This window comes from Streptomyces sp. NPDC051051 (assembly GCF_040682975.1).
Taxonomy (GTDB): domain Bacteria; phylum Actinomycetota; class Actinomycetes; order Streptomycetales; family Streptomycetaceae; genus Streptomyces.
Map to the genome: position 1 here is coordinate 45,097 of NZ_JBFBCB010000018.1, position 18,803 is coordinate 63,899.

An 18,803-nucleotide genomic window follows, 5' to 3' on the forward strand; every position below is an offset into this window, starting at 1 on the left:
GGTGGCCGCCGTCAGGCCGTGGCCGTCGTCGGCCCCTGCGGCGGCTGCGGCCCCTTCGGGCCCTCGGACTTCCCCGCCGTGGCGGCCGCCCCGGCCCCCACCTTCGTACGGGCCGTCGTCGTCGCCGTCAGCGGCTTGGCGATGTCCTCCAGGGAGCGCCCCTCGGCCCGCACCGCGAGGAACGCGGCGACCAGGCCCGCCGCGCACATCAGGGCCGCGCCGATCTGGAAGGCGAGGACCGTGTCGCCGACCTTGCCCGTGCCGGTGAGGTCGGCGAACAGCAGGGGGCCGCTGATGCCGCCCGCCGCGGTGCCGAGGGCGTAGAAGAAGGCGATGGACATGGCGCGGGTCTCCATCGGGAAGATCTCGGAGACCGTGAGGTAGGCGCTGGAGGCGCCCGCGGAGGCGAAGAACAGCACCGCGCACCAGCAGGCCGTCATGGTGGTCGCGCTCAGCGCGCCGCGGTCGAACAGCCAGGCCGTGCCGAACAGCAGCAGGCCGGAGAGCAGGTACGTCGACGAGATCATGATCCGGCGGCCGACCGTGTCGAACAGCTTGCCCAGCAGCAGCGGGCCGAAGAAGTTGCCGAGGGCGATCACGGCGAAGTAGTAGCCGGTGTGACCGGTCGGCACGTCGAAGAACGTGGTCAGGATCGCGCCGAAGCCGAAGGTGATGGCGTTGTAGAGGAAGGCCTGCCCGATGAAGAGGGAGAAGCCGAGGATCGCGCGTCGGCGGTAGTCGGAGAAGACCGTGCGGGCGATCTCGAGGAAGGAGACGCTGCGGCGCTGGTGGATGGTGAGTTCGCCCTCGGCCGCCGGCAGCGAACCGCCCCGCTCGGCCTCGATCCGCCGCTCGATGGAGGAGACGATCTCCTCCGCCTCATGGTCCCGGCCGTGGATCAGCAGCCACCGCGGACTCTCCGGGACGTGGCGCCGTACGAGGAGGATGACCAGGGCGAGGACGGCGCCGAGCGCGAACGTCAGCCGCCAGCCCACGTTCGCCGCGAACAGGTCCGTGTTCAGCGCGACGATCGACAGCAGGGAACCGCCGACCGCGCCCAGCCAGAAGCTGCCGTTGATCATCAGGTCGACGCGGCCCCGGTACTTCGCCGGGATCAGCTCGTCGATCGCGGAGTTGATCGCCGCGTACTCGCCGCCGATGCCGAAGCCGGTGAGGAAGCGGAAGAGCAGGAACCACCAGGTGTCGAAGGAGACCGCGGTCAGCGCGGTCGCCGCCAGGTAGACCGCCAGGGTGATCATGAAGAGTTTTTTGCGCCCCCAGCGGTCCGTCAGGCGCCCCCAGATGAGCGCGCCGAGACAGGCGCCCGCCACGTACAGGGCGGCGGCGATGCCGGTGACCTGCCCGGAGGTGATGGGCAGGCCGCTGCCGGGCTCCGACAGCCGCCCGGCGATGTTGCCGACGACCGTGACTTCGAGGCCGTCGAGGATCCATACCGTGCCGAGACCGATCACGATCGTCCAGTGCCAGCGCGACCAGGGGAGGCGGTCCAGGCGGGCGGGGATGTTCGTCGTGATGGTGCGGCCGGGCTCGGCCTGTGCGGCTGTGGTCATGGGCTCCCTCCTCGTCCAGCGGAACCACCACCGGATGCCCCGAGGACGTGCCGCTACGCCCCCAGCGCCCGCGCCACCGTGTAGATCAGCAGGCCCGCCAGCGAGCCGACCACCGTGCCGTTGATGCGGATGAACTGCAGGTCACGGCCGATGTTGGCCTCGATCTTGCGGGTGGTGTGCTCGGCGTCCCAGCCGGCCACGGTGTCGGTGATCAGCAGGGTGATCTCCTTGCGGTACGTCGACACCACGTGCACCGCCGCGCTCTCCACCCAGGTGTCGACCTTGCCCTGCACCTTCTGTTCGGTCGCCATCCGCGACCCCAACGACAGCAGCGCGGCCCGCACCCGCAGCCGCAGCTCGCTGCGCTCGTCCTCGGCCGCGGAGACGATCATTGCGCGTACGGCCGTCCAGACGGACGCGATGAGGTCCTGGACCTCGTCGCGGCCCAGCACCTCGTTCTTGAGCCGCTCCACCTTCGCGCGGGTGTCGGTGTCGGACTGGAGGTCGGCGGCGAAGTCGCGCAGGAAACGGTCCAGGGCGCCGCGGGCCGGGTGGGACGGCATGTCCCGCATCTCCACGCAGAAGCGCAGCAGCTCCTTGTAGACCCGCTCGCCGATCCGCTTGTCGACGAACCGGGGCGTCCAGCCGGGCGCGCCGCCCTGCACCGCGTCCATCACCGAGTCGGAGTGCAGCACCAGCCAGTCGTGCGCCCGCCCCACCACCAGGTCGACGGCCCGCCGGTGACCGCCGTCGGCGACGACCTTCTCCAGCATCTTGCCCATGCCCGGCGCGATCTCCTGGGCGTTCGCCCGGCGCGTGATCGCCTCCCCGACCACCGCCTGCACGTCAGAGTCCCGCAGCACGGCCAGCGCGCCCCGCAGCGCCGTCGCCAGCTCCGCCGTCACCCGCTCCGCGTGCTCCGGCTGCGCCAGCCAGGCCCCCAGCCGGCTGCCGATGCCGACCGCGCGCAGCCGCTGCCGCACGACGTCGCCGGACAGGAAGTTCTCGCCGACGAACTCGCCGAGGGAGACGCCCAGCTGGTCCTTCTTCGTGGGGATGATCGCCGTGTGCGGGATGGGCAGGCCCAGCGGATGCCGGAACAGCGCGGTGACGGCGAACCAGTCGGCGAGCGCGCCCACCATGCCCGCCTCGGCCGCCGCCGCCACGTACCCCGCCCAGGGACCGGCGCCCCGGTGGGAGGCCCACTCGGCGAGGACGTACACCACCGCCACGAACACCAGCAGCCCGGCCGCGGTGAGCTTCATGCGCCGCACACCGCGCTGCCGCTCCTCGTCGGCGGCGCTGAAGACGTTCATGGCGCGCGCCGCGGGCGTCGCCGCCCTGTCTTTCGTTGCCCTGCGTTCCATCCGCTCCACCCGTTCCCGGTCCCCCGTGACCCGCACGCCACCATTGTCCCCACCTGTCCGACTCCTGGAACGAAACAGGAGTTCCCGGCGTCTGTCAGGTGGGGGAGTTCAACGGTGATCTCCTGAATGTTCCGTCGGAGCCTCGCCGCTCCCTCGTCCGAGGAGACACACGCCCGCATGACCAGGCATGACGGCGGGGGTCCCGGGGTGCCCCGTGCCCGCCACCACGCCCACCAGCACGCCCTCCTGTCCGCGGTCCTCGCCGTGATCGTGGGCCTCTCGGCCGCCATATACGCCGGGGTCGACGCCGGGGACGGCGGGCGCCGCCGCGACGACGTCCTCGCCGCCTCCCGCACCGGCCACCGCTCCGCCGCGGCCGCCTCCACCGGCGTGTGGGTCGGCAGCTGGGCCGCCGCCCCGGTCGGCGGCGAACCGCTCACCGGGACCGACGGCACGGCGGGACGCACGGTGCGCAACGTCGTCCACACCAGCGTCGCAGGGACGAGTGCCCGCGTCACGCTGTCCAATCTCCACGGCACCGGCCCGCTGACCGTGAGCGCCGCCACCCTCGCCGTCGCGGCGGACGACGACAGCGCGGCCGCCGACCCCGCCACCCTGCGCCGCCTCACCTTCGGCGGCCGCCCGGCGATCACGATCCCGGCGGGCGGACAGGCCGTCAGCGACGCCGCCCCGCTCGCCGTCCCCGGCGACACCGACGTCCTGATCAGCCTCCACACCCCGTACTCCGCGGGCCCGGTCACCTTCCACCACCGGGCCCGGCAGACGAGTTACGTCGCCGACGGCGAGCACACCGGCGACGTGACCGGAGCCCCGTACACCGGGCGGATCACCTCCTGGCGCTACGTCACCGCGCTGGACGTCCTCAGCGACGAGGCCGACGGCACCGTCGTCGCCTTCGGCGACTCCATCACCGACGGCGTCACCTCCACCCCCGGCGCCGACCGCCGCTGGCCCGACGTCCTCTCCGACCGGCTCCGCGCCTCCCGCGCCGACGGCGGGTACGCACCGCGCTACGGCGTCGTCAACGCCGGCATCAGCGGCAACCGCGTCCTCACCGACGGGCAGGGCCGGCCGGCCGCCAACCCCAGCGGCCTGAACCGCTTCGACCGCGACGTCCTCGGCCGGCCGAACGTCCGGGCCGTCGTCATCGACCTCGGCGTCAACGACATCCTCCGCTCCCGCACCACCGCCGACCCCGACGCCGTCCTCGACGGCCTGCGCACCCTGGTCCGCCGCGCCCACGCCCACGGCGTCAAGGCCGTCGGCACCACCCTGCTCCCCTTCCGCGGCCACCGCGGCTACACCGACGCCCGCGAGGACGTACGGCGGGAGATCAACGCGGCGATCCGGTCCGGCTCGGTCTACGACACGGTCGTGGACGTCGACCGGGCGATGCACGACCCGTACGACCCCCGGCGACTGCGCTCGGAGTACGACTCCGGCGACCACCTCCACCCCAGCGACCGGGGATACCGGAAGATGGCCGAACTGATCGAGTGGGAGCAGCTCAGGGGGGCGGGACAGGCGCAGTTGTAGCCCGCCCGGAGCCGCCCGGGCGGCCCGCCGGCCTCAGTGCCCCAGGTGGCGCCGCCGGTCCCCGTCCCGGCCCCGGGACAGCTCCCGCTCCGCGCGGTCCCGCCTGCGCTTGCGTTCGACGCCGACCCCGCCCCAGAAGGCGAACCCGGTGATCACCACCCGCGGAGCGCCCGGCGCGGCCGGCACCCCCTGCTCCCGGTGGTCGAAGCCGCCCATGACACCGATCCCCCGCACCACGACCTCGACACCGGGCGGCACCACGACGTTCACCCCGCCCATGACGGCGACGCAGTTGATCACGACCTCCCCGGCCGCGAAGTCCGCCTCGCGCAGATCGAGCTCACCACCGCCCCAGAAGGCGAAGGCCGTGAACCGGCGGGGCACCGTCCAGCGCCCCTTGCGCTGGAAGCCGGACATGACGGCCACGGCCCACGCGGACGACCCCTCACCGCCGACGATCCGCCCGGCCCACGCCCCGTCCTCGTCCCCCCGCCCCTCGGACTTGTACAGCGACACGGCGGGCGACGCGGCGGCCCCCGCCGCCGGCAGGTCGCGCGTGAGCGGCGTCAGCTCGCCGTAGGTCCGCGCCCGGTACGCCGCGTCCAGCCGCTCCTCGAACTCCGCCATGTCGAGCCGGCCCTCGGCGAGGGCGTCCCGCAGGACCTCGGCGACACGCTCACGGTCGGCGTCGGAGGCGCGGAGGTCCGGGACTGCGTCGTCGGTCATGCACAGCAGCCTACGAGTTCCCCGCGCCCGGCACCACGGTCTCCCGGCCCGCGTACATACGGCCGATCACCGCCTCGATGTCGGGCTCGCGCACCGACAGGTCCACCAGCGGGTACTCCGCCGCGATCCGCGCCACCAGCGGGGCCGCCGACCCCGACGCCGGGAAGGCCAGCCACTGGCGCGGCCCCTCCACCCGCACGACCCGCGCCGCGGGACCCGCGTCGATGGGCGGGAGTTCCCGCTCCAGGTCCACGACCAGGGTCCGTTCGCTCTCCCCCGCCTCGTGCAGCCCCGCGAGCGGCCCGTCGTAGACCATGCGCCCGTGGTCGATGACCATCACGCGGGAGCAGAGCCGCTCGATGTCCTGGAGGTCGTGGGTGGTGAGCAGGACCGTCGTGCCGCGCCCGGTGTTCAACTCGCCCAGGAACTCCCGCACCCTCGTCTTGGACACGACGTCGAGTCCGATCGTCGGCTCGTCGAGGTAGAGGACCTCGGGGTCGTGCAGCAGCGCCGCCGCGATGTCGCCGCGCATCCGCTGACCGAGCGACAGCTGCCGCACCGGCACCTCCAACAACGCCTCCAGATCGAGGAGTTCGACGAGCCGGTCGAGGTTCTCCCGGTAACGGGCGTCCGGGATGCGGTACATGCGGTGCGCGAGCCGGTAGGAGTCGATCAGCGGGAGGTCCCACCACAGCGACGTCCGCTGCCCGAACACCACCCCGATGCGGTGCGCGAGCCGGGTCCGCTCCCGGGCCGGGTCGATGCCCGCCACCCGCAGCCGGCCGCCGCTCGGCGTGAGGATGCCCGTCAGCATCTTGATCGTCGTCGACTTCCCGGCACCGTTCGGCCCGATGTACCCGACGATCTCACCGCGCGCCACGGTGAACGACAGCCCGTCCACCGCCCGCACCCGCCGCCGCTCCCGCCGCAGGAAACCGGTGCGCCTGCGCACGTCGAAGACCTTCTCCACACCGTCGAGCTCGATGAACGCGTCCACCGCGACCCCCGCTAACTTCCCGTGCTCCGATACGACCTCAGCCCCGCCCGCCAGGCCAGCCCCGCCGCCGCGCAGCAGGCCGCCGCCACCAGCGGCGGAGCGTACGCAGCCCACCCCGGCAGGCCCAGCGGGTACGGCCGCCCCAGCACGTGCGCCGCCGGCACCCAGTTCACGAAGGCCAGCGGGAACACGAACGTCACCGCGCGCACCAACTCCCGCCCGAACACGGTCGGCGGATACTGCAGCAGCGTCTGACCGCCGTACGTGAACGCGTTCTGCACCTCCGCCGCGTCCTGCGCCACGAACTGGAACGCCGCCCCCGCCACCAGCACCGCGCCGAAGATCGCCGCACCGCTGACCAGCGTCACCGGCACCAGCAGCACCCTGGCCGCCGTCCAGTCGACGTCCGTCGCCGCCAGCGCGTACCCCAGCACCAGCACCCCCTGCGTGATCCGGGAGACCCGGCGCAGCGCGAACCGGTCCGCCGCCACCTGCGCCAGCACCGGCGCCGGACGCACCAGCAGCGTGTCGAGCGTGCCGTCCCGCACCCGCGAGCCCAGCCGGCCCGCCGAGCCGATCACCAGGTCCGCGATCCCGAAGGAGGTCGCGGACAGGCCGTACAGGAAGGCCACCTCCGGCAGCGAGTAGCCGCCCAGCACGTCGATCCGCGAGAACATCAGCAAGATCGCGACAAAGTCCAGCCCCGTCACCAGCAGCCCGCTCACCAGCGTCATCGCGAACGACAGCGGGTAGGCCGTCGTCGAACGGATCCACATCCCCGCGATCAGCCGGTACGCCCGCAGCCCCTCCCGCGCCCGCCCGGCCTCGCCTGTCCACCCGGCCTCCCGCGCCGGCCACGCCTCGTCCGCCGGTCGGGTCTCGCCCGCCGGTCGCGTCTCACCCACCCTGCACCACCACCCGCCGCGTCGCCGCCGCCTGCACCACCCGCCCCAGCGCCAGCAGCACCACCGCCCAGCCCGCCTGGAAGACGTACGTCCCCCACGCCCCGGCCTCCCCCATCAGCAGGTCCGCCGGCATCTGGAGCATCGCCGACCACGGCAGCGCCCGCACGATCTGCCCCAGCGGCTCCGGGAACGCGTTCAGCGGCAGCGCCATGCCCGTGCAGAACATCCCCGTCACCACCAGCATCTGGAGCGCCCCCGTGCCGTCCAGCAACCAGAAACCGCTCAACGCCACCAGGAACCGGATGCCGAAACTCACCACCATCGCCAGCAGCAGGGCCACCAGGAACCGCAGCCACGACAGGGGGTCGCCGGGCAGCGCCGTCGGGAAGACCAGCGCCCCGAACACGAACGGCACCACCCCCCGGCCCAGCAACTGGAACAGCGAGCGCCCCAGGTCGGCCGCCAGCCACCACATCTGGAGATCGGCCGGGCGGTACAGGTCGATCGCCACCGCGCCCGTGCGGATGCGCTCCGTCAACTCCGCCTCGAAACCGCCGCCCTGCATCGCGAGCGCCGCGAACAGCGCCTGCCCCAGCCACACGTACGTCACCGCCTGCGCCTGGTCGTAGCCGCCCAACTGCGGCCGCTCGTCCCACAACGCCAGATATGTGTAGACGAGGATCAGGCCGAAAACCGTGTTGGTGAACACCCCCGCCGCCGTCGCCGCACGATAGGTCGCGTACCTTCTGAAACCCCCCGCCGCCACGGCCGCGTACAAGCGCACCGAACCCACGGCACCCGCCCTCCTCACCCACGGCGACCCCGCGCCCGTCCCGCCACGGCGGCGAAGCGCAGAAGCCTAGTGGGCGGGCTTCCTCGCGCGCCACGCGTTTTCCGGGCACCCCTCCGGCACGTGCGGCACGAGGCGCGTGTGGCACAACACGCGCCGATTGCCGGGAACGGAACGCAGGGTGCGAGAGTCTTCAACAGGGGGCGCAGAACGCGTACGACACGTACGGCCACGTACGAGGCGAATCAGGAGTCCGAGCAACACATGAGCGACGAGCCGCAGCCGAAGCAGCCGACCGAGGACCGGGCGACCGGCACACCCGAGGCGGCCGGCACACCCGAGGCTGCCGGTCCACCGGGGGCGGCACGGAAAACAGGGTCCGCACGGGAACCCCGGGCGGCGCGGGAAACCGAGGCCGCACGCGAAACCGGGGGCGCACGGGACACCGAGGCCGCGCAGGGACCCCGGGCGGCACGAGAAACCGGGTCCGCGCGAGAACCCCGGGCGGCACAGGAGACCGAGGCCGCGCGGGGACCCGAGGTGACACGTGAACTGCGGGCCGTACGAGGCCCCGGGGCGGCACGCGACTCCCAGGCGGCCCGCACCCCCGGGGCGGCACGCGACTCCCAGGCGGCCCGCACCCCCGGGGCGGCACGCGACTCCCAGGCGGCCCGCACCCCCGAAGCGGCCGGTGCCCCCGAGGCCGCCGGTGTCCCCGAGGCACGCCGCACCACCGGCGCGGCCCACCAGCCCAAGGCGGCGCACACCCCCGAACAGGCCCGCGTCCCCCGACCGGCCCGCGTGTCCGAAGCGGTCGGTTCACCCGCGGCGGCCCGCACCCCCGAAGCGCCCGGCGCGCCCCAGGCGGCGAGCGCCGCCGACGCCGTCGAACCCAAGCGCCCGAAGCGGCCCAAGCGCACCGGCTGGCGCCGCCTCTTCCCCACCTGGCGCATGGTCCTCGGCACCTTCGTCCTCGCCGCGCTCGTCCTCGTGGGCCTGTTCTTCCTCGGCTACTCCATGGTGAAGATCCCGCCCGCCAACGCCCTCGCCACCAAACAGAGCAACGTCTACCTCTACGCCGACGGCACCGAGATCGCCCGCGACGGCACCGTCAACCGCGAGACCGTCGACCTCTCCCAGATCTCCGAGGCCGCCCAGCACGCCGTCCTGGCCGCCGAGGACCGCGATTTCTACACCGAGTCCGCCATCGACCCCAAGGCGATGCTCCGGGCCGGCTGGAACACCGCCCTCGGCAAGGGCAAGCAGTCCGGCTCCACGATCACCCAGCAGTACGTGAAGAACTACTACCTCGCCCAGGAGCAGACCGTCACCCGCAAGGTGAAGGAGTTCTTCATCTCCATCAAGCTGGACCGCGAGACCTCCAAGGACAACATCCTCGAGGGCTACCTCAACACCAGCTACTTCGGCCGCAACGCCTACGGCATGCAGGCCGCCGCCAAGGCCTACTACGGCGTCGACGCGGCCAAGCTCACCGCCGCCCAGGGCGCCTACCTCGCCGCCCTGGTCAACGCGCCCAGCGAGTACGACGTCATCGCCCACCCCGAGAACCGCAAGGCCGCCGAGGCCCGCTGGAACTACGTGCTCGACGGCATGGTCACCAAGGGCTGGCTCAGCGAGGCCGACCGCGCCGGACTGGCCTTCCCCAGCCCCAAGGAGACCTCCGGCGCCGACAACGGCATGTCCGGCCAGCGCGGCTACCTCGTCACCGCCATCAAGGACTACCTGCGCACCAACAAGATCGCCACCGCCGACGAGCTCGAGGCCGGCGGCTACCGCATCACCACCACCCTGGACAAGAAGAAGCAGAACGCCTTCGTCAAAGCCGTCGACGACCAGCTGATGGACAAGCTCGACCCGAAGAACCGCAAGGCCGACACCTACGTCCGCGCCGGCGGTGCCGCGGTCGAACCCAAGACCGGCAACGTCCTCGCCCTCTACGGCGGCGTCGACTACGTCAAGCAGTACACCAACAACGCCACCCGCCGGGACTTCCAGGTCGGCTCCACCTTCAAGCCCTTCGTCCTCACCGCGGCCGTCGAGAACGACTCCGAGACCCAGGACCGCCGCCGCATCACCCCCAGCACCGTCTACGACGGCACCAACAAGCGCCCCGTACAGGGCTGGAGCGGCGAGACCTACGCACCCGAGAACGAGGACTACGTCAACTACGGCAACATCGACGTCCGTACCGCCACCGACAAGTCCGTGAACTCCGTGTACGCGCAGATGGCCGTCGACGTCGGCCCCGAGAAGGTCAAGCAGACCGCCGTCGAACTCGGCCTGCCCAGCGACACCCCCGACCTCAACCCCTACCCGTCGATCGCCCTCGGCACGGCCACCGCCAGCGTCCTGGACATGGCCGAGGCCTACGCCACCCTCGCCAACCACGGCCGGCACGGCACCTACACCCTCATCGACAAGATCACCAGGAACGGCGTCGACGTCCTCGACCTCCCCGAGCGCAAGACCTCCCAGGTCATCAGCCGCGAAGCCGCCGACACCACCACCTCGGTGCTCCGCAGCGTCGTCCAGAACGGCACCGCCACCGCGGCCCTCGCCGCCGGCCGCCCCGCCGCCGGCAAGACCGGCACCGCCGAGAAGGACACCGCCGCCTGGTTCGCCGGCTACACCCCCGACCTCGCCACCGTCGTCGCCGTCATGGGCCAGGACCCCGTCACCGCCGCCCACAAGCCGCTCTACGGCGCGATGGGACTGCCCCGCATCAACGGCGGCGGCGCGCCCACCCAGATCTGGGCCCAGTTCACCAGGAACGCCCTCAAGGGCACCCCCGCCAAGGACTTCACCCTCCGGCTCCAGGCGGGCTCCGAGGAAACCGCCTACCCCTCCTCCGAGCCCTCCGCGGGCGAGCCGAGCGCGAGCAACGAGGTGAACGGCTCCACCGGCGGCCAGAACACCCAGACCCCCGGAACGAGCCAGGGCCGGACCGACGGCGGCACCACCGGCGGCACCACCGGCGGCACGACGACCGGCGGCACCCCCACCACGGGCGGCACCACCACCGGCGGCGGCACCACCGGGGACACCTCCACCGGCGGCACCCCCACCACGGGCGGCACCACCGACGGCAGCACCGGCGGAGACACCTCCACCGGCGCGACCACCGACGGAAGCACTTCGGACGGCGGCTCCACCGGCACCCTGGGCGGCGCCTTCCCCCAGCTCACGAACCGCCGGCCGATCGAGGAGTGACCGCCCGGGGCCTGCCGGACAGGACAGGTCCCGGGTGTATTGATCACGAGCGTTGTCGACACCTGGCGTTCGGGTCGCTCACAGGCGAAGACCTCCGGTGTGGTGGAGCCGTCCAGGACCGCACCGGAGGTCTTCGTGTCCCGCCGTCATACCCGGCTGACCGTTCACAACGGACGGCTGCTGGTCGAGTGGAACCTGTGGCGGCGGGCGCGTCGGCCTTCGGCTCGCCCAGGCTCGTCTCCGCTGTCCCGCGCGGTCCGTCCCGCCCCGTCATCCCTCTTCGCCGGACCTGTTCCCGCCCGGCGGCGGCTTCCTCGAGAGCCTCCATGACGTCCTTGCCGACGATCACCTCGGCAGCGTCGCGGTGAGGGGGCCCTGCGGCGGAGTCGTACTCGCCGGACGACGGCACGCAGGGCTCCGCTGGTTCGTGACGGGTACGGGCGGCGTCCCGCCCGGCCGCCCTCCCCGCTCCCGGCGTCGCCTGCCGACGCCCTCAGTCGCCGCTGTTGTCGACGATGACGGGCGTGCCGCCCGAGTCTGTACCGCACGGCACCGCGTACACGGGGTTGGCCTTCGCAGCTTCCTTGTACGCCTCCAGGCACTGGTTGTACAGAACCTTGTCGCTCAGCGATTTCTCGATGATCTTGTTGGCGGCGGCGGTGCCCTCCGCCTCGATCCTCTTGCGCTCCGCCTCCGCCGTGGCCGTCCGCGTCGCCTCGGTGGCCCGCTCGGTGGCCTGCTCCTGCTGGATCTTCTTGTCGATCTGCTCCTGCAGCTTCTTCGACGGCCTCACGTTGCGCAGGTTGACGGTGGTGACGTCGATCCCGCGTGGTGCCAGGCGCTTCTTGACGAGGTCGGCGATCTCCGCGCCGATCTGCTCGCGTGCGGAGGCGTAACCCTCCTCGCTGGTGTGCTTCGCGAAGACGTTGCGGATGATCTCTCGGCTGTCCGGCAGCACCAGACGCTCCTCGACGGTTTCCTCGCTGCCCGCCAGCCGGTAGAGCTCGACCGCCTTGGCCGGCACCACGGCCCACTTGATCGTGACGTCCGCGTACAGCACACCGCCCTGTGAGGAGCGAACCTCGACCACGTCCTTGTCGTTGAGGTTGAGATCCACCGGACGAGTGGAGAAGGCCATGACGTCGGTGAACGGTGACTTGAAGTGGACACCCGAGGTCAGCGGCTTACCGACCTTGCCGAAGGTCACCGGTACGCCGACCTCGTAGGCACTCACGACGTTCACACAGGCGAAGGCGCCTGCCAGCACACCCGCCAAGGCGCTGAGCGCCGCTCCGAGTTTCCAGCCCGGGGTGGCGCGGCCACGGCCGACGACAAAGAGCACCACAGCGGCTATGAGCAGCAGGATGGACAGCACGAACACAAGCATTCCCCTCCAGAACGTCCGCGCCCCCGGCGCGGCCCCGGCGCATGGTAGCGGCCACATGTGTCGGGGCGGTGGCGTGTCGGCTGAACACCGGGCGCCGGGCCAACGCTCCGGCGGGCCCACACGCCACGACACTGTTCTCCACAAGGAGCGGAACACCGTCGAGCACCTGATCGACGAGCTGAAAGCCCGGCAGGGCATCACGACTCGATACGACAGGACACCCGAAGGCCGCCTCGGAGGCCTCCACCTCCGCGCCTTCTGACCTGGATCAACGACTCACCGAAGACAACCGGTTGATCACGACATCACACAGGGCCTAGTGTCCTGAGGTCGCCTTCAGCCCCACCACGGCGACCAGCAGCAGACACACGAAGAAGATCCGGGCGGCGGTCGCCGGCTCCCCCAGCACCACCATGCCGAACACCGCCGCCCCCGCCGCCCCGATCCCCACCCACACGCCGTACGCGGTCCCGATCGGCAGCGAGCGGGCGGCGTACGACAGCAGCAGCATGCTGGCGACGATCCCCGCACCGGTGAAAAGGCTCGGCACCAGCCGCGTGAACCCGTCGGTGTACTTCATCCCGACCGACCAGCCCACCTCCAGCAGACCGGCGACGACCAGCAGGACCCAGGCCATGACAGCACCTCCGAGGAACGAGCACGCAACACGACGGTGCGTCGTCTTTGCCTTCGACCATCCCGGTACGGCGCGTCTCGTCGGGCTTTCTCCACACCAGCAAAGCACACGGAAACACAGGGAAAAGGGCTGGTGACCATGGTCACCAGCCCTTTTCGGCCTCCGTCTCGGAGGTTTCAGAGGTGTCCGAGGTGTCAGAGATACAGGCCCGTCGAGTCCTCCGACCCCTCGAACCGGTCCGCGGCCACCGCGTGCAGATCGCGCTCGCGCATCAGCACGTACGCGACGCCCTGCACCTCCACCTCGGCCCGGTCCTCCGGGTCGTACAGCACCCGGTCACCCGGCTCCACGGTCCGCACGTTCTGGCCCACCGCCACGACCTCCGCCCACGCCAGCCGACGGCCCACGGCCGCCGTCGCCGGGATCAGGATCCCGCCACCGGAACGCCGCTCGCCCTCACTGGTGTCCTGACGCACCAGGACCCGGTCGTGCAGCATCCGGATGGGAAGCTTGTCGTCGTGGCTGCTGTGCTCGCTTCTGTTACCGCTCACGCCGACGAACCTACCTGCCCCCGCCCGACGGCGACGCCTCCGGGTCAGCCCTTGCGACGCCGCGTACCGAACGCGAGCAGCCCCACGACGCCGACCACCACGAGGGCCAACGGCACCACCCGCTCCAGGCGCGGCGCGCCCTCCTCGTCCACGAACTGCGCCCGCACCTCGCTCACCACCCGGTTGACCTGCACATAGGCCCTCCCGAGCGTGTGATCGACATTGGCCGCGACCTTCGCCTTGGCATCGCCGACGATCGTCTTCGGGTGCACCCGCACCCCGATCTCGTCGAGCGTCTCAGCCAGCGTGTCTCGGCGGCGCCTGATGTCCGCCTCGATCTGCGCCGGGGTTCTGGTGTCCGACGTGTCCGCCACGGTGGGGCCTCCGAAGTGAGCCGACGTTTCCTACGTGTTCTGGACAGTCTGTCAGTTCCCCGCGCGCCCGCACTGCCAGGACCCCCCGTTACCCTGGCCCGATGAGCGAGCGACTCCAGCCCGGGGACGTGGCCCCCGCCTTCACCCTCCCCGACGCCGACGGCAACGAGGTGTCCCTGTCGGACCACAGGGGCCGCAAGGTCATCGTCTACTTCTACCCGGCCGCCCTGACCCCCGGCTGCACGAAGCAGGCCTGCGACTTCACCGACAACCTCGACCTCCTCGCCGGCGCCGGGTACGACGTCATCGGCATCTCCCCCGACACCCCCGAGAAGCTCGGCAAGTTCCGCGAGAAGGAATCCCTCGGGGTCACCCTCCTGGCCGACCCCGACAAGAAGACCCTCGACGCCTACGGCGCCTTCGGCGAGAAGAAGAACTACGGCAAGACGTACCTGGGCGTCATCCGCTCGACGATCGTGGTCGACGAGGACGGCAAGGTCGAGCACGCCTTCTACAACGTCCGGGCGACCGGCCACGTAGCCAAGATCATCAAGGACCTGGGCATCTGAGGTCCCCCTCCCCGGCCCCCTGGCGGCCCGCACCGAACCCCGGCGCGGGCCGCCTCCCGTTTCCGGCCGTGACTGTCCGATAAACGGTTCGTCACTCCGTACGAGACCACGAACGGGTGGTCGGGGACGGAGGGGGTTTCGGTGGGCGTGAAGTACACCCGTGAGTTGCTCCAAGAGGCCGCTCGTGCGACAGCGAACTGGGACGACGCCGTGCGGTGGTGTGGAGGGACGCCGACAGCGGGCAGCAGACGCTATCTGCGACAGAAGATGGCGGACGCAGACATCGACGTCTCCCACTTCCCCACCCGATGGGCGCGCCACAGTGAAGCGCTGCTGCGAGAGGCAGTGGCCGCGTCCCGCAGCATCAAGGAAGTGGTCCGCCGCCTGGGCATCAGCCCGGTGGGCGGCAACCACGCCCACATCAGCCGCCGCATCACGAGGCTCGGCATCGACACGTCCCACTTCACCGTGCGACGAGGAGCGCCGAAGGGCTCGCGGGGCAATCCACTCGTCCTCGGGTCACCGGACGACGGCAGGATCCCCGGCAGCCGACTTCGGCAACAACTCCTGCGAAGCAGTACCGCGGAAGTCTGCACGATGTGTGGCACAGGCCCCGAATGGAACAACAAGCCCCTTCGGCTGGAGGTCGACCACATCAACGGCGATTGGTGGGACAACCGGCCGGAGAATCTGCGACTTCTCTGCCCCAACTGCCATGCGGTGACGGACACCTACCGCGGGCGCAAGCAGAGGAGGACCGCATGAGCAGGCCGGAGTTCACGTACGTCGTGCTGACCTGCGCTGCCGCCAGGGCCACGAGCACCACCGACCTGATGCGCGAGCTGGGCATCCCCATGGGCAGCGGCCCGCGCCGCTATCTGAACCAGCGCCTTCGGCACTACGGCATCGACACCTCCCATTTCCGGAAGGAATCCCTGCCGCAGCGTGAGCGGCGAAGCTACCCGGAGAGTCTCCTTCGAGAAGCGGCCGCCCGTTCGTACAGCATCAAGGAGATGCTGGAGTACATGGGCTTTCCTCCGCGCGACAGTCCGTACGGCCACATCAGGAAGCAGTTGGACAAGTTCGGGATCGACACCTCGCACTTCACCGGAGGTCGCAGGTACGGCCCCGGCGTCCCTCGCCGCGACGAACTGGCGCCCGCGGTCGAGGCGGCGACGAGTCTGGCCGGCGTTCTGGTAGCCCTCGGCAGGAGAGACAACAGCGCGGCCCGGGCGCTCGTGAAGCGCGGCATCGAGTTCCACGGCTTGTCGACCGCGCACTTCACAGGTCAGGGCCACTTCCGTGGCACTCGTTCCCCGAACCGGAAATCTGCGGCCGAGATCTTGGTGCTTCTTCCTCCAGGAAGCTCGCGCACCAAGACACTGCTGCTCAGGCGGGCCCTCGACGATCTCGCGGTACCGCATGTCTGCGATGCATGCGGACTCGGAGAAACATGGCAGGACCGCAAGCTCGTGCTGGAGATCGATCACGTCAACGGCGACCGACTGGACAACAGGCGGGAAAACCTGAGGTATCTGTGCCCTTCCTGCCACAGTCAGACGAACAGCTTCTCGAACCGCCGCCGGGAGGGCGCCACTTCCCCGGTACCGAGGCAGGCACAGTAGAGTAAGCGGCCTGGGCCCGTACCCCAGCTGGCCAGAGGGCGCCGGTTTAGGTCCGGTGTGTCGTGGGTTCGAGTCCCACCGGGCCCACAGGTAGATCCAGCCCCGCACCTTCGATTCAAAGGTGCGGGGTCTTTGCGTTATCTCAGCCCAGCAGCTCCCGCACCACCGGTACCAGCTCCCGGAACGCCTCCCCCCGGTGGCTGATCGCGTTCTTCTCCTCCGCCGTCAGTTCCGCGCAGGTGCGGGTCTCACCGTCCGGCTGGAGGATCGGGTCGTAGCCGAAGCCGTTCGTGCCGGCCGGGGTGTGGCGGAGGACGCCCCTGAGCCGGCCTTCGACCACGCGTTCCGTGCCGTCGGGGAGGGCGAGGGCCGCCGCGCAGGCGAAGTGGGCGCCCCGGTGTTCGTCGGCGATGTCGGAGAGCTGGGCGAGGAGCAGGTCGAGGTTGGCCTTGTCGTCGCCGTGGGTGCCGGCCCAGCGGGCCGAGAAGATGCCGGGGGCGCCGCCCAGGACGTCGACGCAGAGGCCGGAGTCGTCGGCGATCGCGGGGTGGCCGGTGGCCCGGGCGAGGGCGTGGGCCTTGAGGAGGGCGTTCTCGGCGAAGGTGACGCCGGTTTCCCTGACGTCGGGGACGTCGAGGTAGGCGTCCGCGCCGACGAGGTCGTGGGGCAGTCCTGCGTCGGCGAGGATCGACCTGAGTTCGGTGATCTTTCCGGCGTTGCGGGTGGCGAGGATCAGGCGGGTCATGTGCCCAGTATCCCGACCGTCCGGTGTCCCGACCGTCCGGTGTCCCGACCGTCCGGTGTCCCGACTCGCGCGCGGGGTCCTACGGGGTGCAGACCTTGGTCAGTTCGCCCGCCGCGTCGGTGACGGGGCTGAGGTCGGGGGTGTTGTCGCCGTTCTCGAGGGCGGTGCGGACGTTGGTGACGGCCTCGCGGAGGTCGTCGACCGCCTTGTCGACGTCGGCGTCGTCGGTCTTGTCACCTATTTTGTCGAGGTTGTTCTCGATGGAGGTGAGGGACTCCTGGGTCTGCGTCGGGTCGTCGGCGGCGCTCTCCACGGCCTGCTGGAGGTCGGTGACGCTGTCGGCGATGGAGTCGGCGGTCTGGACGCAGTCGAGCGCCTTGTTCACGGCGTCGCAGCCGGTGGTCGTGAGTCCGAGGGTGAGCGCGACGGCCGCGGTGGCGGCGGCGACGGTGACGCGGCGGTGTCGGTGACGGCCGGCGGACTGGGACATGACTGTGTTCCTCCCCTTGTGCAGGCCCCGGGAGGCCCCCGTTGTGTACGGCCGTGGCGCGGGCCGTGCGGCGGCCGTCGTCCGGGCCGCCGTGGGTACGGCCGTGCGCGGGCCGTCGTACTGCGCAAGACGCAGGGGCGGACGGCGGGGTTGCCCGCGCGTCCGGCCCTGTTTGGCGTGCTCTTTACTTTTGCAGGACGGTATCAAGTGCCGTGCGCTGCGCGGTGGTCAATTCCGTGCAGCCCAGAACGGCCAGGTCCAGAAGGGAGTTGAGTTCGTCGCGGGCGAAGGGCTCGGCCTCGGCGGTGCCCTGGACCTCGACGAAGCGGCCGTCGCCGGTGCAGACGACGTTCATGTCGGTCTCGGCGCGGACGTCTTCCTCGTAGCAGAGGTCGAGGAGGGGGACGCCGCCGACGATGCCGACGGAGACGGCGGAGACGGTGCCGGTGAGGGGCCGGCGGCCGGCCTTGATCAGTTTGCGGCCCTGGGCCCAGCTGACGGCGTCGGCGAGGGCGACGTAGGCGCCGGTGATGGCCGCGGTGCGGGTGCCGCCGTCGGCCTGGAGGACGTCGCAGTCGAGGACGATGGTGTTCTCGCCGAGTGCCTTGTAGTCGATGACGGCGCGCAGGGACCGGCCGATGAGGCGGGAGATCTCGTGGGTGCGGCCGCCGATCCTGCCGCGGACGGATTCGCGGTCGCCGCGGGTGTTGGTGGCGCGGGGGAGCATGGAGTACTCCGCGGTGACCCAGCCTTCGCCGCTGCCCTTGCGCCAGCGGGGGACGCCTTCGGTGACGGAGGCGGTGCAGAAGACCTTGGTGTCGCCGAAGGAGACGAGGACGGAGCCTTCGGCGTGCTTGCTCCAGCCGCGTTCGATGGTGACGGGGCGGAGTTGTTCGGGGGTGCGGCCGTCGATGCGAGACATGGCGTCGAGCCTAGCGGCAGGTGCGGAAGGGGCCCCTGCCGCGGGTGCGGAGGGGCCCCTTCGAGTGAGCGGTGGGACTCGCACCACGACTCACATCATGTCTTCGATCTCCCCTGCGATGGGGTCGGCGTCGGTGCCGATGACGACCTGGACGGCGGTGCCCATCTTGACGACGCCGTGGGCGCCGGCGGCCTTCAGGGCGGCTTCGTCGACCTTGCTCGCGTCGATGACCTCGGTGCGCAGGCGGGTGATGCAGCCTTCGACTTCTTCGATGTTGTCGATGCCGCCGAGCCCGGCGACGATCTTCTCAGCCTTGCTGGCCATGTCCTTCTCCCTGAAGTCCCTGAAGCCGTTGGAGT

The 18,803-nt window shown here is 71.1% G+C and carries 19 protein-coding genes, 1 tRNA gene and 1 riboswitch; of the genes, 6 read left to right on the top strand and 14 right to left on the bottom strand.

Annotation, left to right across the window (positions count from 1 at the left end):
• Positions 1-11 precede the first annotated feature (11 nt).
• Positions 12-1,571, bottom strand: a complete 1,560-nt coding sequence (locus AB0N31_RS15910) for an MFS transporter (RefSeq protein WP_366058958.1) — start codon at positions 1,569-1,571, stop codon at positions 12-14.
• Positions 1,572-1,624: 53 nt separating this feature from the next.
• Positions 1,625-2,938 (bottom strand): DUF445 domain-containing protein, encoded by a 1,314-nt coding sequence (locus AB0N31_RS15915; RefSeq protein ID WP_366059029.1) that lies wholly within the window; start codon positions 2,936-2,938, stop codon positions 1,625-1,627.
• Between the two features lie 177 nt (positions 2,939-3,115).
• Between AB0N31_RS15915 and AB0N31_RS15920 the strand changes: the two genes are divergently transcribed.
• On the top strand, positions 3,116-4,495 hold the full coding sequence (locus AB0N31_RS15920) for an SGNH/GDSL hydrolase family protein (RefSeq protein WP_366058959.1): 1,380 nt from the start codon (positions 3,116-3,118) through the stop codon (positions 4,493-4,495).
• A gap of 33 nt (positions 4,496-4,528) precedes the next feature.
• On the opposite strand, the gene AB0N31_RS15925 is transcribed toward AB0N31_RS15920, so the two are convergent.
• From AB0N31_RS15925 to AB0N31_RS15940, 4 genes are all read right to left on the bottom strand, one after another.
• Positions 4,529-5,221, bottom strand: a complete 693-nt coding sequence (locus tag AB0N31_RS15925; RefSeq protein ID WP_366058960.1) for a DUF1707 domain-containing protein — start codon at positions 5,219-5,221, stop codon at positions 4,529-4,531.
• Between the two features lie 10 nt (positions 5,222-5,231).
• The gene (locus AB0N31_RS15930; protein WP_366058961.1) at positions 5,232-6,218 is read right to left on the bottom strand and encodes an ATP-binding cassette domain-containing protein; all 987 of its coding nucleotides are present in this window, start codon (positions 6,216-6,218) and stop codon (positions 5,232-5,234) included.
• A gap of 11 nt (positions 6,219-6,229) precedes the next feature.
• Positions 6,230-6,994, bottom strand: coding sequence for an ABC transporter permease (locus AB0N31_RS15935; protein ID WP_366059030.1), 765 nt, complete (start codon positions 6,992-6,994; stop codon positions 6,230-6,232).
• Between the two features lie 121 nt (positions 6,995-7,115).
• Entirely contained in the window at positions 7,116-7,916 is an 801-nt protein-coding gene (locus AB0N31_RS15940; protein ID WP_366058962.1) for an ABC-2 family transporter protein, read from the bottom strand.
• 537 nt (positions 7,917-8,453) lie between these two features.
• Here AB0N31_RS15940 and AB0N31_RS15945 point away from each other — a divergent pair.
• Positions 8,454-11,144, top strand: coding sequence for a transglycosylase domain-containing protein (locus AB0N31_RS15945; RefSeq protein ID WP_366058963.1), 2,691 nt, complete (start codon positions 8,454-8,456; stop codon positions 11,142-11,144).
• A gap of 493 nt (positions 11,145-11,637) precedes the next feature.
• Here the strand turns inward: AB0N31_RS15945 and AB0N31_RS15950 are convergent, their stop codons facing one another.
• From AB0N31_RS15950 to AB0N31_RS15965, 4 genes are all read right to left on the bottom strand, one after another.
• Positions 11,638-12,519: a prohibitin family protein gene (locus tag AB0N31_RS15950; protein ID WP_366058964.1), complete on the bottom strand. Its 882-nt coding sequence runs from the start codon at positions 12,517-12,519 to the stop codon at positions 11,638-11,640.
• Between the two features lie 328 nt (positions 12,520-12,847).
• Positions 12,848-13,168: a quaternary ammonium compound efflux SMR transporter SugE gene (sugE, locus tag AB0N31_RS15955; RefSeq protein ID WP_030042545.1), complete on the bottom strand. Its 321-nt coding sequence runs from the start codon at positions 13,166-13,168 to the stop codon at positions 12,848-12,850.
• A 35-nt stretch (positions 13,169-13,203) separates the two neighbouring features.
• Positions 13,204-13,278: riboswitch (guanidine-III (ykkC-III) riboswitch) on the bottom strand.
• A gap of 84 nt (positions 13,279-13,362) precedes the next feature.
• Complete coding sequence (locus tag AB0N31_RS15960; protein WP_366058965.1) at positions 13,363-13,719, bottom strand: co-chaperone GroES; 357 nt, start codon at positions 13,717-13,719, stop codon at positions 13,363-13,365.
• 44 nt (positions 13,720-13,763) lie between these two features.
• Positions 13,764-14,093 carry a DUF3618 domain-containing protein gene (locus AB0N31_RS15965; protein ID WP_366058966.1) on the bottom strand — a complete coding sequence of 110 codons (330 nt, stop codon included), beginning with the start codon at positions 14,091-14,093 and terminating at the stop codon, positions 13,764-13,766.
• A gap of 101 nt (positions 14,094-14,194) precedes the next feature.
• Here AB0N31_RS15965 and bcp point away from each other — a divergent pair, with 101 nt between their 5' ends.
• The 4 genes from bcp to AB0N31_RS15985 all read left to right on the top strand — a co-directional run bounded on the left by bcp (position 14,195) and on the right by AB0N31_RS15985 (position 16,374).
• A complete protein-coding gene (bcp, locus tag AB0N31_RS15970; RefSeq protein ID WP_366058967.1) occupies positions 14,195-14,662 on the top strand; it encodes a thioredoxin-dependent thiol peroxidase in 468 nt (155 codons plus the stop codon).
• Positions 14,663-14,803: 141 nt separating this feature from the next.
• Positions 14,804-15,427 (top strand): HNH endonuclease, encoded by a 624-nt coding sequence (locus AB0N31_RS15975; protein ID WP_366058968.1) that lies wholly within the window; start codon positions 14,804-14,806, stop codon positions 15,425-15,427.
• Positions 15,424-16,287, top strand: coding sequence for an HNH endonuclease (locus tag AB0N31_RS15980; RefSeq protein WP_366058969.1), 864 nt, complete (start codon positions 15,424-15,426; stop codon positions 16,285-16,287). The genes AB0N31_RS15975 and AB0N31_RS15980 overlap by 4 nt, the downstream gene beginning before the upstream one ends.
• A 12-nt stretch (positions 16,288-16,299) precedes the next feature.
• Positions 16,300-16,374: transfer RNA gene (locus AB0N31_RS15985), tRNA-Leu, on the top strand.
• A 55-nt stretch (positions 16,375-16,429) separates the two neighbouring features.
• Here the strand turns inward: AB0N31_RS15985 and rdgB are convergent.
• The 4 genes from rdgB to AB0N31_RS16005 all read right to left on the bottom strand — a co-directional run bounded on the left by rdgB (position 16,430) and on the right by AB0N31_RS16005 (position 18,768).
• Positions 16,430-17,032 (bottom strand): RdgB/HAM1 family non-canonical purine NTP pyrophosphatase, encoded by a 603-nt coding sequence (gene rdgB / locus AB0N31_RS15990; protein WP_366058970.1) that lies wholly within the window; start codon positions 17,030-17,032, stop codon positions 16,430-16,432.
• Between the two features lie 79 nt (positions 17,033-17,111).
• Positions 17,112-17,522 (bottom strand): hypothetical protein, encoded by a 411-nt coding sequence (locus tag AB0N31_RS15995; RefSeq protein WP_366058971.1) that lies wholly within the window; start codon positions 17,520-17,522, stop codon positions 17,112-17,114.
• Between the two features lie 184 nt (positions 17,523-17,706).
• The gene (gene rph / locus AB0N31_RS16000; protein WP_366058972.1) at positions 17,707-18,444 is read right to left on the bottom strand and encodes a ribonuclease PH; all 738 of its coding nucleotides are present in this window, start codon (positions 18,442-18,444) and stop codon (positions 17,707-17,709) included.
• 90 nt (positions 18,445-18,534) lie between these two features.
• Positions 18,535-18,768: a PTS glucose/sucrose transporter subunit IIB gene (locus AB0N31_RS16005; RefSeq protein ID WP_366058973.1), complete on the bottom strand. Its 234-nt coding sequence runs from the start codon at positions 18,766-18,768 to the stop codon at positions 18,535-18,537.
• Positions 18,769-18,803: the final 35 nt, after the last annotated feature.

Bases quoted from the DNA above. Each gene is read 5' to 3' on its own strand.
- AB0N31_RS15910 (WP_366058958.1), bottom strand. From the start codon at position 1,571: ATGACCACAGCCGCACAGGCCGAGCCCGGCCGCACCATCACGACGAAC.
- AB0N31_RS15915 (WP_366059029.1), bottom strand. From the start codon at position 2,938: ATGGAACGCAGGGCAACGAAAGACAGGGCGGCGACGCCCGCGGCGCGC.
- AB0N31_RS15920 (WP_366058959.1), top strand. From the start codon at position 3,116: ATGACCAGGCATGACGGCGGGGGTCCCGGGGTGCCCCGTGCCCGCCAC.
- AB0N31_RS15925 (WP_366058960.1), bottom strand. From the start codon at position 5,221: ATGACCGACGACGCAGTCCCGGACCTCCGCGCCTCCGACGCCGACCGT.
- AB0N31_RS15935 (WP_366059030.1), bottom strand. From the start codon at position 6,994: ATGTGGATCCGTTCGACGACGGCCTACCCGCTGTCGTTCGCGATGACG.
- sugE (WP_030042545.1), bottom strand. From the start codon at position 13,168: ATGGCCTGGGTCCTGCTGGTCGTCGCCGGTCTGCTGGAGGTGGGCTGG.
- bcp (WP_366058967.1), top strand. From the start codon at position 14,195: ATGAGCGAGCGACTCCAGCCCGGGGACGTGGCCCCCGCCTTCACCCTC.
- AB0N31_RS15980 (WP_366058969.1), top strand. From the start codon at position 15,424: ATGAGCAGGCCGGAGTTCACGTACGTCGTGCTGACCTGCGCTGCCGCC.
- rdgB (WP_366058970.1), bottom strand. From the start codon at position 17,032: ATGACCCGCCTGATCCTCGCCACCCGCAACGCCGGAAAGATCACCGAA.
- AB0N31_RS15995 (WP_366058971.1), bottom strand. From the start codon at position 17,522: ATGTCCCAGTCCGCCGGCCGTCACCGACACCGCCGCGTCACCGTCGCC.
- rph (WP_366058972.1), bottom strand. From the start codon at position 18,444: ATGTCTCGCATCGACGGCCGCACCCCCGAACAACTCCGCCCCGTCACC.
- AB0N31_RS16005 (WP_366058973.1), bottom strand. From the start codon at position 18,768: ATGGCCAGCAAGGCTGAGAAGATCGTCGCCGGGCTCGGCGGCATCGAC.